The sequence below is a fragment of the Variovorax paradoxus genome (assembly GCF_030811855.1).
Lineage (GTDB): Bacteria > Pseudomonadota > Gammaproteobacteria > Burkholderiales > Burkholderiaceae_C > Variovorax > Variovorax paradoxus_L.
This window is the reverse complement of record NZ_JAUSRN010000002.1, coordinates 1-14,056: the sequence shown is the minus strand read 5'-3', so window position 1 is coordinate 14,056 and position 14,056 is coordinate 1. Positions and strand designations below refer to the sequence as shown.

Annotated in this window: 17 protein-coding genes; 11 read left to right on the top strand and 6 right to left on the bottom strand. The window is 66.5% G+C overall.

The window, feature by feature from the left end:
* Positions 1-4 precede the first annotated feature (4 nt).
* From J2X92_RS04900 to J2X92_RS04885, 4 genes are all read left to right on the top strand, one after another.
* Positions 5-664 carry a response regulator gene (locus J2X92_RS04900; RefSeq protein ID WP_307573898.1) on the top strand — a complete coding sequence of 220 codons (660 nt, stop codon included), beginning with the start codon at positions 5-7 and terminating at the stop codon, positions 662-664.
* Complete coding sequence (locus J2X92_RS04895) at positions 661-1,992, top strand: ATP-binding protein (RefSeq protein WP_307573896.1); 1,332 nt, start codon at positions 661-663, stop codon at positions 1,990-1,992. Before J2X92_RS04900 ends, J2X92_RS04895 begins: the two co-directional genes overlap by 4 nt.
* Before the next feature lie 103 nt (positions 1,993-2,095).
* Positions 2,096-3,565 (top strand): DegQ family serine endoprotease, encoded by a 1,470-nt coding sequence (locus J2X92_RS04890; protein ID WP_307573895.1) that lies wholly within the window; start codon positions 2,096-2,098, stop codon positions 3,563-3,565.
* A gap of 28 nt (positions 3,566-3,593) precedes the next feature.
* Positions 3,594-3,896 carry a hypothetical protein gene (locus J2X92_RS04885; RefSeq protein ID WP_307573893.1) on the top strand — a complete coding sequence of 101 codons (303 nt, stop codon included), beginning with the start codon at positions 3,594-3,596 and terminating at the stop codon, positions 3,894-3,896.
* A 2-nt stretch (positions 3,897-3,898) separates the two neighbouring features.
* On the opposite strand, the gene J2X92_RS04880 is transcribed toward J2X92_RS04885, so the two are convergent.
* Positions 3,899-4,900 carry a helix-turn-helix transcriptional regulator gene (locus J2X92_RS04880; RefSeq protein WP_307573891.1) on the bottom strand — a complete coding sequence of 334 codons (1,002 nt, stop codon included), beginning with the start codon at positions 4,898-4,900 and terminating at the stop codon, positions 3,899-3,901.
* Between the two features lie 45 nt (positions 4,901-4,945).
* Between J2X92_RS04880 and J2X92_RS04875 the strand changes: the two genes are divergently transcribed.
* The gene (locus J2X92_RS04875) at positions 4,946-5,350 is read left to right on the top strand and encodes a GFA family protein (RefSeq protein WP_307573889.1); all 405 of its coding nucleotides are present in this window, start codon (positions 4,946-4,948) and stop codon (positions 5,348-5,350) included.
* Between the two features lie 54 nt (positions 5,351-5,404).
* Here the strand turns inward: J2X92_RS04875 and J2X92_RS04870 are convergent, their stop codons facing one another.
* The 4 genes from J2X92_RS04870 to J2X92_RS04855 form a co-directional block, all read right to left on the bottom strand.
* Positions 5,405-5,614, bottom strand: a complete 210-nt coding sequence (locus J2X92_RS04870) for a hypothetical protein (protein ID WP_307573887.1) — start codon at positions 5,612-5,614, stop codon at positions 5,405-5,407.
* Positions 5,615-5,769: 155 nt separating this feature from the next.
* Positions 5,770-5,970 (bottom strand): hypothetical protein, encoded by a 201-nt coding sequence (locus J2X92_RS04865; protein ID WP_307573886.1) that lies wholly within the window; start codon positions 5,968-5,970, stop codon positions 5,770-5,772.
* Positions 5,971-6,052: 82 nt separating this feature from the next.
* On the bottom strand, positions 6,053-6,286 hold the full coding sequence (locus J2X92_RS04860; RefSeq protein ID WP_307573884.1) for a hypothetical protein: 234 nt from the start codon (positions 6,284-6,286) through the stop codon (positions 6,053-6,055).
* A gap of 133 nt (positions 6,287-6,419) precedes the next feature.
* The gene (locus J2X92_RS04855; RefSeq protein WP_307573883.1) at positions 6,420-6,644 is read right to left on the bottom strand and encodes a hypothetical protein; all 225 of its coding nucleotides are present in this window, start codon (positions 6,642-6,644) and stop codon (positions 6,420-6,422) included.
* 246 nt (positions 6,645-6,890) lie between these two features.
* Between J2X92_RS04855 and J2X92_RS04850 the strand changes: the two genes are divergently transcribed.
* From J2X92_RS04850 to J2X92_RS04840, 3 genes are all read left to right on the top strand, one after another.
* Positions 6,891-7,127, top strand: coding sequence for a hypothetical protein (locus J2X92_RS04850; RefSeq protein WP_157634425.1), 237 nt, complete (start codon positions 6,891-6,893; stop codon positions 7,125-7,127).
* A gap of 286 nt (positions 7,128-7,413) precedes the next feature.
* Positions 7,414-9,222 carry a PQQ-dependent methanol/ethanol family dehydrogenase gene (locus J2X92_RS04845; protein ID WP_307573881.1) on the top strand — a complete coding sequence of 603 codons (1,809 nt, stop codon included), beginning with the start codon at positions 7,414-7,416 and terminating at the stop codon, positions 9,220-9,222.
* Positions 9,219-9,566 carry a high-potential iron-sulfur protein gene (locus J2X92_RS04840; protein ID WP_307573879.1) on the top strand — a complete coding sequence of 116 codons (348 nt, stop codon included), beginning with the start codon at positions 9,219-9,221 and terminating at the stop codon, positions 9,564-9,566. The genes J2X92_RS04845 and J2X92_RS04840 overlap by 4 nt, the downstream gene beginning before the upstream one ends.
* A 104-nt stretch (positions 9,567-9,670) precedes the next feature.
* Here J2X92_RS04840 and J2X92_RS04835 read toward each other — a convergent pair whose 3' ends face one another.
* Positions 9,671-11,812, bottom strand: a complete 2,142-nt coding sequence (locus J2X92_RS04835) for a sigma-54-dependent Fis family transcriptional regulator (protein WP_307573877.1) — start codon at positions 11,810-11,812, stop codon at positions 9,671-9,673.
* Between the two features lie 277 nt (positions 11,813-12,089).
* On the opposite strand from J2X92_RS04835, the gene pedF reads away from it, so the two are divergent.
* From pedF to J2X92_RS04820, 3 genes are all read left to right on the top strand, one after another.
* Positions 12,090-12,608: a cytochrome c-550 PedF gene (gene pedF, locus J2X92_RS04830; RefSeq protein WP_307573875.1), complete on the top strand. Its 519-nt coding sequence runs from the start codon at positions 12,090-12,092 to the stop codon at positions 12,606-12,608.
* A gap of 10 nt (positions 12,609-12,618) precedes the next feature.
* A complete protein-coding gene (locus J2X92_RS04825) occupies positions 12,619-13,473 on the top strand; it encodes a substrate-binding periplasmic protein (protein ID WP_307573873.1) in 855 nt (284 codons plus the stop codon).
* Between the two features lie 77 nt (positions 13,474-13,550).
* A partial coding sequence (locus J2X92_RS04820; protein ID WP_307573871.1) for an acetyl-coenzyme A synthetase N-terminal domain-containing protein occupies positions 13,551-14,056 on the top strand: 506 nt, incomplete at its 3' end.

The window sequence follows — 14,056 nt, the reverse complement described above, 5'->3', positions numbered from 1 at the left end:
AACCATGCGACTCCTGCTTCTCGAAGACGACGTGATGATCGGCGAAGCCGTGCTCGACCTGCTGCGCGCCGAGCAATACGCCGTGGACTGGGTGAAAGACGGCGATGCGGCCGAGTCCGCCTTGCGCACCCAGCAGTACGACCTGGTGCTGCTCGACCTGGGCGTGCCGCGCCGCGACGGGCTCGAGGTGCTGCGGAGCCTGCGGGCCCGCAAGCAGCGCATGCCCGTACTGATTGCCACCGCACGAGACTCGGTGCAGCAGCGCATCGAAGGGCTCGATGCGGGCGCCGACGACTACGTGCTCAAGCCCTACGACCTGGACGAACTGCTGGCCCGCATCCGTGCCTTGCTGCGCCGAGCCGCCGGACGCGCCGAGCCGGTGTACGAGCACATGGGCGTGAGCATCAACCCGGCCACGCGGGAGGTCACGGTGGGCGGGCAGCCGGTGGTGCTGTCGGCGCGCGAATGGGCCGTGCTCGAGCCGCTGATCGCGCGGCCGGGAATGGTGCTGTCGCGCGCCCAGCTCGAAGAAAAGCTCTACAGCTGGAAAGACGAGATCAGCAGCAATGCCGTCGAGGTCTATGTGCACGGCCTGCGCAAGAAGCTCGGTGCCGAGCTGATTCGCAACGTGCGCGGCGTGGGCTACATGGTGCCGAAGGCATGATGCGCGCGCTGACCGGGTCGCTGCGCGCGCGCCTGCTGTGGTTCCTGCTTGCGGCCATCGTCCTGGCCGCCGGCGCGCAGGCGCTGGTAGCCTACCGAACGGTGTTGAAAGAGGCCGACGACATCTTCGACTATCACATGCAGCAGATGGCGCTCTCGCTGCGCGCGGGCTTGCCGCCGAGCGCGGCGGTCGGCGGCATCGGCAGTGGAGAGCAGAACTTCGATTTCGTGGTGCAGGTGTGGACCGCCGACGGCGTGCGCATTTTCGAATCCGCCGAGCAGGCGGCACTGCCGCAACTGGCGGTGCTGGGCTTTGCCGACGTGCGTGCACGCGGCACCACCTACCGCGTGTTCTCGATGCAGACGAGCGGGCTGGTCATTCAAGTAGCGCAGGACATGGCGGCGCGCCGCAACATGGCCGGGTCGCTGGCGCTGCGCACCATCGCGCCGGTCGCGTTGATGGCGCCGCTGCTCATGCTGGTGGTCTGGTGGGTGGTAAGCCGCTCTCTTGCGCCGGTGGCGCGCGTGCGCAAGCAGGTTGCCTCCCGACAAGCCGACGATCTTTCCGCAGTGAGCGAGGAAGACCTGCCCGACGAGGTGCGTCCTCTCGTGCAGGAGCTCAACCTGTTGTTCGACCGGGTGCGCCACGCCTTCGATGCGCAGAAGCACTTCGTGGCCGATGCGGCGCACGAGCTGCGCTCGCCGCTCGCTGCGCTGAAGCTCCAGGTGCAGGGCTTGCAGCGTGCGCCCGACGCCGCAGCGCGCGATCTGGCTGTGAGCCGGCTGGTCGCGGGCATCGATCGCGCCACGCGGCTTGTCGAGCAGATGCTGGCCCTGGCTCGGCACGAGGCCAGCATGGCCGCCGGTGCTAAGCCGCAGCCGGTCGACCTTGCCGAGGTGGCGCGCCTGGCGATTTCAGATGCCGTCGCGGCCGCGCAGGCCCGCCGCATCGACATCGGTGTTTCGCACGCCGACCCTGACGCCGTGGTGAGCGGCCAGCCCGAGGCGCTGCGCATGCTGCTGCGCAACCTGATCGACAACGCCGTCAAGTACACGCCTGAAGAAGGCCGCGTCGACGTCGGCATTGCGACGCTCGACTCGGGGGTCGAGCTCAGCGTGGACGACAGCGGGCCGGGCCTGCCCGAAGAAGAGCGCGAGCGGGTGCTCGATCGCTTCTACCGCTCGGGCGAGCCGCAGGCGCCGGGGAGCGGGCTCGGCCTTGCCATCGTCAAGTCGATTGCCGACCTGCACGGTGCCACGGTGACGCTTGCCGCGTCTCCGAGCCTGGGCGGGTTGCGGGTGCTGGTGCGCTTTCCCTCCAAGGCCTGAACTCGCTTCGAGCACTGGCTTGCTGTTTAAGCCGCGCTTAAGCCAGCGCACCGACATTCCTTTCATCGTATTTGCGTACAGACGCATTGAAAGGAAAGCCAGAATGAACACCCGCCTCACTTCTCCCCATGCCCTGGTCGTTGCCTTGGCGACCGCCGGGGTGATCGGTGCCGTCGGTGCCGGCGCCTACACCAGTGCCCGTGCCGTGAATGCGCCGACCAACGCAGCGAGCGTGGCGCCAGCCGCGATGGTGACGCTGCCCGACTTCTCGACCATCACTTCGCGCGATGGCCCCGCGGTCGTCAACATCAGCGTGACTGGCACCGCGAAAGCGTCGGACGCCGAAGCGGCCGAGATGCAGGGCATCGACCCCGATGATCCGATGTTCCAGTTCTTCCGCCGCTTCCAGGGCCAGATGGGCCCACGCGCTCAGCAGCGCGACGTGCCGGTGCGGGCGCAGGGCTCGGGCTTCATCGTGAGCCCTGACGGCCTCATCATGACCAACGCGCATGTGGTGAAAGACGCCAAGGAGGTCACCGTCAAGCTCACCGACCGGCGCGAATACCGCGCCAAGGTGCTGGGCGCCGATGCCAAGACAGACATCGCGGTGCTCAAGATCGACGCGAAGGACCTGCCCACGCTGGCCCTCGGCAACACCAAGAACCTGAAGGTCGGTGAATGGGTGCTGGCCATCGGGTCGCCCTTCGGTTTCGAGAGCACGGTCACCGCCGGTGTGGTGAGCGCCAAGGGCCGCTCGCTGCCTGACGACAGCTACGTGCCGTTCATCCAGACCGACGTGGCGGTGAACCCCGGCAATTCGGGCGGCCCGCTGCTCAACACGCGCGGCGAGGTGGTCGGCATCAACTCGCAGATCTACAGCCGCAGTGGCGGCTACCAGGGCGTGTCGTTCGCCATTCCGATCGACGTGGCCGTGCAGGTGAAGGACCAGATCGTTGCAACAGGCAAGGCCACGCACGCGCGCCTTGGCGTGGCGGTGCAGGAGGTGAACCAGGCTTTCGCAGACTCTTTCAAGCTCGACAAGCCCGAGGGCGCGCTCGTCTCGAATATCGAGAAAGGCGGCCCCGGCGACAAGGCCGGCATCAAGGCCGGCGACGTGATCCGCAAGGTGGACGACCAGCCCATCGTCTCCTCGGGCGACTTGCCCGCGGTGATCGGCCAGATGACGCCCGGCAAGAAGGTGACGATTGAATTGTGGCGCCAAGGCGAGCGCCAGGAACTCTCGGCCAAGCTGGGAGATGCGAGCGAAAAGCCTACCCAGGTCGCGAAGAACGAAAGTGCAGCGGGGCAGGGCAAGCTTGGCCTGGCGCTGCGGCCGTTGCAGCCGCAGGAAAAGCGCGAGGCCGCGATCGAGAACGGCCTGCTGATCGAAGACGTCGCGGGGCCGTCGGCCTTGGCCGGGGTGCAGGCGGGCGACGTGCTGCTGGCTATCAACGGCACGCCCGCCAAGAGCCTGGAACAGGTGCGCGAGGTGGTGGCCAAGGCCGACAAGTCGGTGGCGCTCCTGATCCAGCGCGGCGAAGACAAGATCTTCGTACCGGTGCGGATTGGATGAGCGGCGGCAACAGGTGCCAGGGCGAAACGTGACCTCATCGACCGGCGGCCTTTCGGCTCACATCCTGCCCACGTCGGCCACCATGATAGGCGTGTGCATGACGGTGATGTCGATCGGCCACCTGGGGCCGCGCGACGATTTGCGGCTCGTCATCGACCGCATGCTGGCCATCGACGCGCTGGTCTTCCTGGCCAGCGCGCTGCTGTCCTTCATCGCGATGCGATCGCGCAGATCAGGCGTTCGGCTGGAGGCCTGGGGCGAGATGGTCTTCATCGCCGGGCTCGGGCTGCTGGCGTTGGGCGCCGTGACGTTGGCGTTTGCCTTGCGCTGAAGCTAAAGCCGCGCGGCCTTGTCGAGCCGCGCCGCAACTAGCGCGAGATGCCCAACCAGTTCCTTGGGTGACTCGATCTCGAAATCGTGTCCCAGGCAGGCCAGCCACACGGCCAGGGCGTCGAGCGAATTGGCGCCGGTTTCGATGCGCGTGCGGCGTTTATCCACGACTTCTGGAGTGCCGCCGACCCAGGCCATGTGCGCCTCGAGCGCCTCGACGGGCGCGTGCACCACCACGCGCGCATGGTGCAGGAACGGCGACACCGTGAGCGCACGCCGCATGTAGGCCTCGATGTCTCCGTGCGGCAGCCTTCGCGCCGTGAACCGGGCGCCCGTATGAACGGGGTCTCCGATGCGGTCGAGGCGGAAAGTGCGCCAGTCCTGGCGCGCCGTGTCCCACGCCAGCAGATACCAGCGCTGCCCCGTCTGCACCACGCGATGCGGCTCCACCGTGCGTGCGCTGACGGTGGAGTGGTGGTCGCGGTAGCTGAAGACCAACTCCAGTCTTTCGGTGCAGGCTTCGGCCAGGAGCGACACTGCTTTCAGACGGACACCCGGCTTGCCGCGCATCACGGGCACCACCGACGCGCGCACGCTCTCCAGGCGCCTCCGGAGCCTCGGCGGCATCAGTTGCTCCAGCTTGGCCAGTGCACGCATGGAGGCGGTTTCGATATCGCTCAGCGCGCCGCCGGCCGTGGCGCCCAGCCCCAGCGCGACTGCAATGGCTTCCTCGTCTTCGAGCAGCAGCGGTGGGAGCGAGGTGCCGGCACCCAGGCGGTAGCCGCCGGCGACACCGGAAGTCGAGTCGACCGTGTAGCCCAGACTGCGCAACCGGTCGACGTCGCGGCGCAGCGTGCGCTCGGTAATCTCAAGCCGGGCGGCCAACTCGGCGCCGGTCCAGGAACGTTGGGCCTGGAAAAGCAAAAGGAGCCGGATGAGGCGTGCGGAGGCAGACAGCATGGCCGGCATGATGCCTGCGAGATCGAGGACAGGAACTGTCCGCAATGGGTCTTAGCCTTGGGTCTTCTTTAATCACCCGGGACATGACACATGAAGAAGACATACAGCGGAAGCTGCCACTGCGGCAAGGTACGGTTCCAGGCGGACATCGACCTGAGCCAAGGCACCGGCAAGTGCAACTGCTCCATCTGCACCAAGACCCGCGCCTGGGGCGCCATCGTCAAGCCCGAGGCCTTCAGGCTTCTGTCGGGTGAGGAGGCGCTTTCGCTTTATCAGTTCAACACGCACAGCACCGAGCATCTGTTCTGCCGGCATTGCGGCGTCCGTTCGTTCGGCCGCGGCAATGTGCCGGAGATCGGCGGCGCCTACGTGAGCGTGAACGTCACCTGCCTGGACGATGCGGCGGTCGAGGAACTGGCTTCAGCGCCGGTTCGATACATGGATGGGCGCAATAACAACTGGTTCGAATCGCCGGCCGAGACGAGGTATCTCTGATCGACGGGAACCCGATGGCCGCAACGAGCAGGCATCGAGAGGAATCAGCCGCGCCTACAGCTCCTTGCTGTCGTTGTCTGGAAGCTGGGCGTCGAGTTCGTCCTTGATGGTCCGGTCGCCGCGGATCGCCAGGTACAGCACGGCGCCGAGCCCCAGCACCACGACGACGATCACGGCGAAGAAGCCGCTTCCAAAGGTCCACCACCAAAACAAGCCGCTTGCAAGGAGCAGAAGCGCAACCAGGAGTAAAGAGTTCAAGTGCATGGACCGCGCAAATAGTACGTGGCGGTAATGTACGCGGCGTTGGCTGCCCGATGCCTGACTTTAGGTTCGGGAAATACCCTCTTTTCTGGTTTTTGCGAGTTCATTGAGCGCAGCCTTGGCTCGGCCAGGAGCCAGCCGCGCGTGGCTGCCGCGCATCACTCGCCTGCAACGGCTGCGACGTCATAGGTTCTGCGGAGAGTGTCCAGCTTTTCCTGCGCGATGCGAAAGCACTCACGGAGTTGCTCCGGCGTGGGCTCCGGATAGCCCGGTGGCGGCTGCAATGCGTTGTCGAGACGTTCCCATGCCGCTTCCCACGCCAGCTTTGCGACGGTACGTGCATCCGAAGACCTCGGCATCATCTTCCTCCGATTTTTCTGGTCGCCTGAATGATGTGGGCGAGCGGCCCGGATTCAAGAGGCGCGCGACGGTGCGGCCGGTCTAGCCGTATTCCAGGGCGAGTTCGTTGATGCCTTCTGGCGTGATCTTCTTCACCACCGCGCTCTCGTAGTCGCCGAAGGAGCGGCGCAGATCCAGCGGCGGCGAGATTTCCGCCTCCACACAGCCAAGCGCGGTGAGAACCGCAATGGCCTGGATGACCTCCGGGTCTCGAACGTGGACCGGGAAGCTGGCGTGCTCGATTTCGAGCAGGTACTCGATGGGTGTTGCTGGCACTGTCGAAACATATTCATCGAACAGTGGCAGTTTGGGGAGAGGCCGAACCCGATGCCGTTGTGCGGATCACACCCTACGGAATGTCGGACGGAAAGCACGGCCCATGCGGCGGGCGGAAAGCAGATCGTTCGAATCAGGTCGCAGGCCCAGGCGACCCAAAGTAGCGCGCCGCCGCGCGGCCCAGGTTCGTGACTTCGCTCACTGTCGCGCAGAGCGGCACGGCGCTGTGGGGCGGCGAGAACGCGACCTTGATGTACCCGGCATCGCGCAGGTCCCTGAGGCGGTCTATCTCGGACGGATGTGAGAACTGCATGGGCAGCTGCGATGCCAGGATCCGGTTGAAGAGCGCATACGCCAAGGTGCATCTCCCGATGGAAAGGGGAATTCAAGCGGCTTGCCACCGCCCGGGCTTCGACCTGGATCGACGATGCAGGCTCGCACCCCTCCCATGCGGTCGCGTCCGAAAGATACCCTGGCCGAGGCCGCCTATCGATTCCACGTCCGGCATAGGCCTTGGCGCGAGCCAAGGCTGCGGCAGACAATTCAAACAGGGTACTTACGAGGGATTTCATACTCGGGAACAGCGGCCTATGCTTTCGCCACCATGACCGCATCCCTGATGGATTTCGATTTGCCCGAAGGCTGGAGCTGCGCGGTGGAGCTCGAGCTCGCGGTCGAAGGCGTCTATGCCGGAAGGGCCGAACTGCGGCATGAACTCACGCAGTGCTGCGTGCTGGTGGTCACCCAGCAGCCGACCCGTGAAGCCGCGCTTCAATGCATGAAGTTTCAAGCCGCCCGTTTCGTGGAGGAATGGAGCTCACGGCTGACGCAGCCTTCCTAGGCTGGACGCATCGCACCGATTCAATCGCACTCTCGCTGCCCGCAGTGAGCCGTCTATGTGCCGGAGCGAGCCACGCCGCTGTGGCGAGATGAAGCGGTACCGGCTCGAGCGCTGTTCGACCTTGTAGCAGTGCAGCGGGGAAACCCGCGGCAAATCCCCCAGGCAAGGCCCTTGGAAGGGCCAGCAAGGCCGCATGGCGCGTGGCATGGTCATTGCCCTTGACTCTCGTGGAGGCATGCCCCTGGGCACGCTCGATCCGCCATCCACACCCACGAGGAGACACCCCATGCAATTGAAGCTCTTGAACGCGCTCATGGCCATCGGCCTGGCCGCGGCCGGCAACGCCGGCGCGCAAGTCACGGACAAGATGATCCAGTCCGAAGCCACGAAGAACGGCAGCGTCCTGACCTGGGGTGTGAACACCCAGGGCCAGCGCTACTCGCCGCTGAAGCAGGTCAACACCAGCACCGTGTCCCGGCTTGTCCCGGCATGGGCCTTCTCCTTCGGTGGGGAGAAGCAACGGGGCCAGGAGGCTCAGCCCGTGATCCACAAGGGCAAGATGTTCGTCACTGCCTCGTACTCGCGCATCTACGCGCTCGATGCCACCACCGGCAAGAAGCTGTGGAAGTACGAGCACCGCCTGCCCGAGGGCATCATGCCCTGCTGCGACGTGGTGAACCGCGGCGCCGCGCTCTACGACAACCTGGTGATCTTCGCCACGCTGGACGCGCAGCTGGTGGCGCTCGACCAGAACAGCGGCGACGTGGTCTGGAAGGAGAAGATCGACGACTACGCGGCAGGCTACTCGGCCACCGCCGCGCCGATCATTGCCAACGGCCTGATCCTCACAGGCGTCTCGGGTGGCGAGTTCGGCATCGTCGGCCGCGTCGAGGCGCGCGACGCCAAGACGGGCCGCATGGTCTGGTCGCGCCCCACGGTCGAAGGCCACATGGGCTACACCTACGACAAGGACGGCAACAAGCAGGAAGCGGGCGTTTCGGGCACCGCCAACAAGAGCTGGCCGGGCGACCTCTGGAAGACCGGCGGCGCCGCCACCTGGCTGGGCGGCACCTTCGATGCCAAGACCGGCCTGGCGTACTTCGGCACCGGGAACCCGGCACCGTGGAACAGCCACCTGCGCAAGGGCGACAACCTGTTCTCGTGCTCGACGGTGGCCATCGACGTGAAGACCGGCGAGATCAAGTGGCACTACCAGAACACGCCCAGCGACAGTTGGGACTTCGACGGCGTGAACGAGTTCGTCACCTTCGACATGGACGGCCGGCGCGTGGGCGGCAAGGCCGACCGCAACGGCTACTTCTACGTGAACGACGCCACCACCGGCCAGCTGCTCAACGCCTTTCCCTTCGTGAAGAAGACCACCTGGGCCGACGGCATCGACCTGAAGACCGGGCGGCCGAATTTCGTGGCCGAGAACCGTCCGGGCAACCCGGTCGACGGCGACGGTGGCAAGAAGGGCAGTTCGGTTTTCGCGGCGCCAGGCTTCCTGGGCGGCAAGAACCAGATGCCAATGGCCTATAGCCCTGACACCAAGCTGTTCTACGTGCCCGCCAACGAATGGGGCATGGACATCTGGAACGAGCCCGTGGCGTACAAGAAGGGCGCGGCCTACCTCGGTTCGGGCTTCACCATCAAGCCGCTCAACGATGACTACATCGGCGCGCTGCGCGCAGTTGATCCGAAGACCGGCAAGATCGCGTGGGAGATCAAGAACGGCGCGCCGCTGTGGGGCGGCGTGCTCACCACCGGAGGCAACCTGGTGTTCTGGGGCACGCCCGAGGGCTACCTGAAGGCGGCCGACGCCAAGACGGGCAAGGTGCTGTGGGAGTTCCAGACCGGCTCGGGCGTGGTCGCGCCGCCGGTTACCTGGCAGCAGGGCGGCGAGCAGTATGTGGCCGTGGTCTCCGGCTGGGGAGGCGCGGTGCCGCTGTGGGGCGGCGAAGTGGCCAAGAAGGTCAACCTGCTGGAGCAGGGCGGCATGGTGTGGGTCTTCAAGATCCCTTCCGCCGGCACAACGCGCACCGCGGGTGCGGGCGACGTTCGCGTGGCTTCCCCACTGAGGAGCGCGGCATGACGAATCGCAAGACTGAAGGGGGCGGCGACGCCTCCCGCCGGAACTTCGTCGGCCGCGCAGCCGGTGGCGCCTGCCTGCTGGCGGCGCTGCCGGTGAGCGTCGTATGGGCCGCACCGCCGCGCGTCGAGGAAAGCGACGAGATGGCGGTGCAGTTGGGCTACAGGCACGACACGAAGACGGTCGACAAGAAGAAGTACCCACGCCACGCGGTCACGCAGGAATGCGTGAACTGCGCCATGTGGCAGGGCACACCCGCCGATGCCTGGGCGGGCTGCGCCATGTTCGGCCGCAAGCAGATCGCGGCCAAGGGTTGGTGCCAGGCATGGGCGGGAAAACCCGCCTGAGCGGGCTTGAATGCGACATCGGCCCGCGCGAGTTGCTCCAGGCCGGAACAGCGCCGTGCCGCGCTGGTACAGGGATTTCCCCAGGGGGCCTTAGATGGGCCCTGTCATTCGACCTTGTTCCAGCGCAGCTTGCGATAGATGGTGTTGCGGCTGATGCCCAGCCGTTTGGAGGCGACGGAGATGTTGCCGTCGGCGGCCGCGAGGGCGCTGCGGATCATGTCGATCTCGGCTTCACCCAGCGTGCGCGAGGCTTCGGGCAGAGCGGCGGGCACGGGCTCGGCCTCGCGCGAAGGAAGCATCGCGTATTCGGGCGCGGCGGCAGCGTTCGCAGGCTCTGACAGAGCGGTCGCCTGAGGGGCGACTGGCATCGGAGCCTGCGCCGGCGCAGTCGGCGACGCATGGGACCGCACGCGCCGCACGTCCTCCAGGAAGTCGTCCGACAAGTGGTGTTCGCAGATGTGGCTTTCGCCTGCGCCCATCACGGCCGCGGTGCGCAGCACGTTGGCCAACTGGCGCAGGTTGCCCGGCCACGCATAGGCCTTGAAGAGTGCCAAAACCGAAGGTTCGATCTCGGGCGTGTCCTGCGGGCATTCGGCCAGGAGGATGCGCCGTGCCACCACGTCCAGGTCGCTGCGATCGCGCAGCGCCGGCAGCCGCACCACGAGGCCATTGAGGCGGTAGTAGAGGTCTTCGCGGAAGGTGCCTGCGCCGATCATCTCTCGCAGGTTGCGGTGCGTGGCGCCGATCACGGCAATGTCCACCGGAATCGACTTGAGGCTGCCCAGCGGCGTGACGTTGCGTTCCTGCAATGCCCGCAGCAGGCGGGCCTGCAGCGAAAGCGGCATGTCGCCGATCTCATCCAGGAACAGCGTGCCGCCATGGGCCTGCACGATGCGTCCGACCGCGCCTTTTCGGCGCGCGCCGGTGAAGGCGCCTTCCTCGTAGCCGAACAGTTCGGCCTCGATCAGCGACTCGGGAATGGAAGCGCAATTGACCGCGACGAAGGGCTGCCGGGCGCGGTTCGAGTCCTGGTGCACCGCGCGCGCAAGCAGCTCCTTGCCCGTGCCGGTCTCGCCCATGATGAGCAGGGGAATGTCGCGGTTGATGACGCGCCGCACCTTCTGCAGCGTGGCCGCGATTTGCGCATCACCGGTGTCCAGGTAGTGCAGGCCGGAGAAGGACGGGTTCGAGGCCGGGCAAGGCTGTCGCGCGGTTGCGGCGTCATCGCCGCGCGCCGCGGGTGTTGCACGGGCACCAGCCTCGCCGGACATGCGCGCCTCCACCGAGGTCACCGGCATGTCCAGCACCATTCCGCGCTGCGGCCCGTTGAACCGGGCGCTGACGTGGAACAACTGTCCGCTGGCCGCGTGCAGCATCATCGGCGCGGGCAGCGGCGAGCGGAAATGGTCGAACACGGCCGAGGCCGTGATGCCGAACAGGCTCGCCAGGCTCTGCATGCGCAGCGCGGCGATGCTCATGCCGAGCTGGTCCAGCGCGCTGCGGTTGGCGCCCAGGATCTTGCCGTCGGCACCGACGACGATGATCCCTTCGAGCAGCGTGCCGATGAACTCCGCGCGGCCATGGAAGTGCAGCCGCAGGCGATTGCCGTAGTCGTCGGACAACCACTGGTTTTCGATCATGCGCGCCGACATCCGCACCAGGCCCATGGTGTGCTGGTGATAGGAGTGCTGATCGCCGGTGACGTCGAGCACGCCCAGCATCTCGCCGCGGGGGTCGAAGATCGGCGCGGCCGAACAGGTGAGGAAGTTGTTGGCGTGGATGAAGTGCTCGCCGCCATGCACGACCGTCGGCGTCTCCTCGACCAGCGTGGTGCCGATGGCGTTGGTGCCCTTGGAATGCTCGGCCCAGCTCACCCCTGGCGTGAGCGCCACCTTGTTTGCGCGCTGCAAGAACCTGTCGTCTCCGACCGAGTGGAGGATGGTGCCGGTGGTGTCAGCCAGCACGATCATGCTGTCGGTGTCCACGATCTGCTCGAGCAGCATCTCCATCACCGGCGCCGCGTGCGTGAACAGCCGCTGGTTGCGCTCACGCGCCACCACGAGATCGCTGCGCTGCATCGGCTCGAAGTCCGGGCGTTCGACGCGCGACAGGCCCAGAGCAGCGCAGCGCTGATGCCATTGCTCGATCAGTTCAGTGCGGCCGGCTCCGGGTGGAGCGACGGCCAGCGCCGACGGCGCGGTCCAGCCCTGGGGAGGGCTGGCTGGGGCTTGGAGGGCGTCAACCATCTTTTGTCTCCTGTCCTGCTTCTTTGAGCCGGCAACTTGTCTCTGGCCAGTTCGAATGCTCTCACTGGTTCGCTTCATTTTGGAACATCTCCAGGGGCGAAGTGTTCGAAGCCGACGCTGCCGAGGCAAGCATGCCACAGCAATCGGCCCTTGGGGCACTGTCCCGGCGCCGGGACGGTACAGCTAAGGCAATTTGTGTTCCCGCTTGAAGCAATGGGGCGTTGGCACAGCGATTGCGCATTCGTGCGGGTTCCCCATCACCACAACGGAGACCTTCATGATGAATCCCGATCCACGAACCCTGCGGCCCCTGGTGCGTACGCCGAGGCTGCGCAAGGCGGCCGGTGCTCTGCTGGCGGCAATGCTGACCGCCGTCGCTTCCGGCGCTGCCTGGGCCCACGGCGACGTCACGCCGCAGGCCGTCGATACGTCGTCCCTGCCCAAGCTGGGCGACCAATGGCGCGCGGAGAATCCGTTCCGCGGCAACGGCGGGGCCGTCCAGATAGGCACGTCGGCCTACAACCAGAACTGCGCGCGCTGCCACGGCATCGACGCCATCTCCGGCGGCATCGCGCCCGACCTGCGCAAGCTCGACAACGACTGCGCCTCGCTCAAGGACGCGGCGCGCAAGGCGGCCTGCGTCAAGGAGATCGACGACTTCTTCCTCACCACCGTGCGGCGCGGCCGCACGCGCAATGGCGCCGTCTACATGCCGCCGTTCGAAGGAACGATGAACCAGGAGGCGATCTGGTCCATCAAGTCGTACCTGGAGACGCGGCGCGACAAGCCGTTGTGAGGCAGCTGCCATGCACACACTTCCTTCTTCCGTGCAGCTGTCGCGCCGCAACTGTCTGCGCTGGGCCGCGGCCGCCGGCGTGGCCGCGCTCGCCGGCACGGCGCGCGCGGGAGCGATCGAAAAAATCCGCGCACGCGGCACGCTGAGCGTAGCGATCTACCAGGAGATGCCGCCGTTCCACGTGGCCGGCCAGGGCATCGATGTGGAGCTGGCGCAAGCGCTGGCAGGCGCGCTGGACGTGAAGCTCTCGCTGCTGCCGTTCCAGGCCGACGAGAACATGCGCGACGACCTGCGCAACATGGTGTGGCGCGGCCACTACCTGGGTTTCGGCCCGGCCGATGTATTGCTGCATGTTCCGGTGGACCGCCCGCTGATGAACGACACGCCGCAGGCGCTCATCTTTGCGCCGTACTACCGCGAGCGCGTGGTGCTGGCGCGGCGCCTCGACCGGCTGCCGCAGATGGAAACGCTTTCGTCGCTGGGCGATGCGAAGGTTGCCGTGTCCGGCAAGACGCTGGCGGGCTGGCTCATGATCGGCGCCGACAACGGCGCTTACCGCGGGCAGCTCGACACCCAGCCGAAGGACGGCGCCGAGGCCGCGCGCGCACTTCAGCGCGGCGAGGTGGCGGCCGCCGCGGGGCTCGCCTCCGAGATGGAGTCGGTGCTGCACGGCGACGCGCGCTTTGCCATTGCGCCGCTGCCTTCGGTACGCATCCAGCGCAATGGCTGGGCGGTGGGCATGGCGGTGAAGAAGGACGCAACCGACCTGGCCCAGGCGCTGCAGGCCAGCGTCAATGCGCTGGTGCAGGGCGGACGTCTGCAGAAGATGTTCGAGGGGGGACACGTCGCATGGCAGGCGCCATGAGTTGACGCATCGAGCCAGCGCATTCCATCGGATACGAACGACAAACATCAACGACGGACGACGTGTCCGAAAACTACATGAGCATGCCCAACCCCATCGAATCCGTCCTTGTCGAGAACCGCGTGTTCCCGCCCGACGCCCGCGCCACCCAGGGTGCCCGCATCTCCGGCATGCCCGCCTACGAGGCCCTGTGCCAGGAGGCCGAGCAGGACTTCGAGGGCTTCTGGTCCCGCCTGGCCAAGGACAACCTCGCGTGGACCAAGCCCTTCACCAGGACCCTGGATGAGTCGAAGGCGCCGTTCTACGAATGGTTCGGCGACGGCGAACTCAACGCCAGCGCCAACTGCCTGGACAAGCACATCGGCACCCCCGTGGAGCACAAGACCGCCATCGTCTTCGAAGCCGACGACGGCGCCGTCACCCAGGTCAGCTACAAGGAACTGCTCGCCCGCGTGAGCCAGTTCGCCAATGCCCTGAAGGCCGCCGGCATCCAGAAGGGCGACCGCGTCATCGTCTACATGCCCATGACCGTCGAAGGCGTCATCGCCATGCAGGCGTGCGCCCGCATCGGCGCCACCCACAG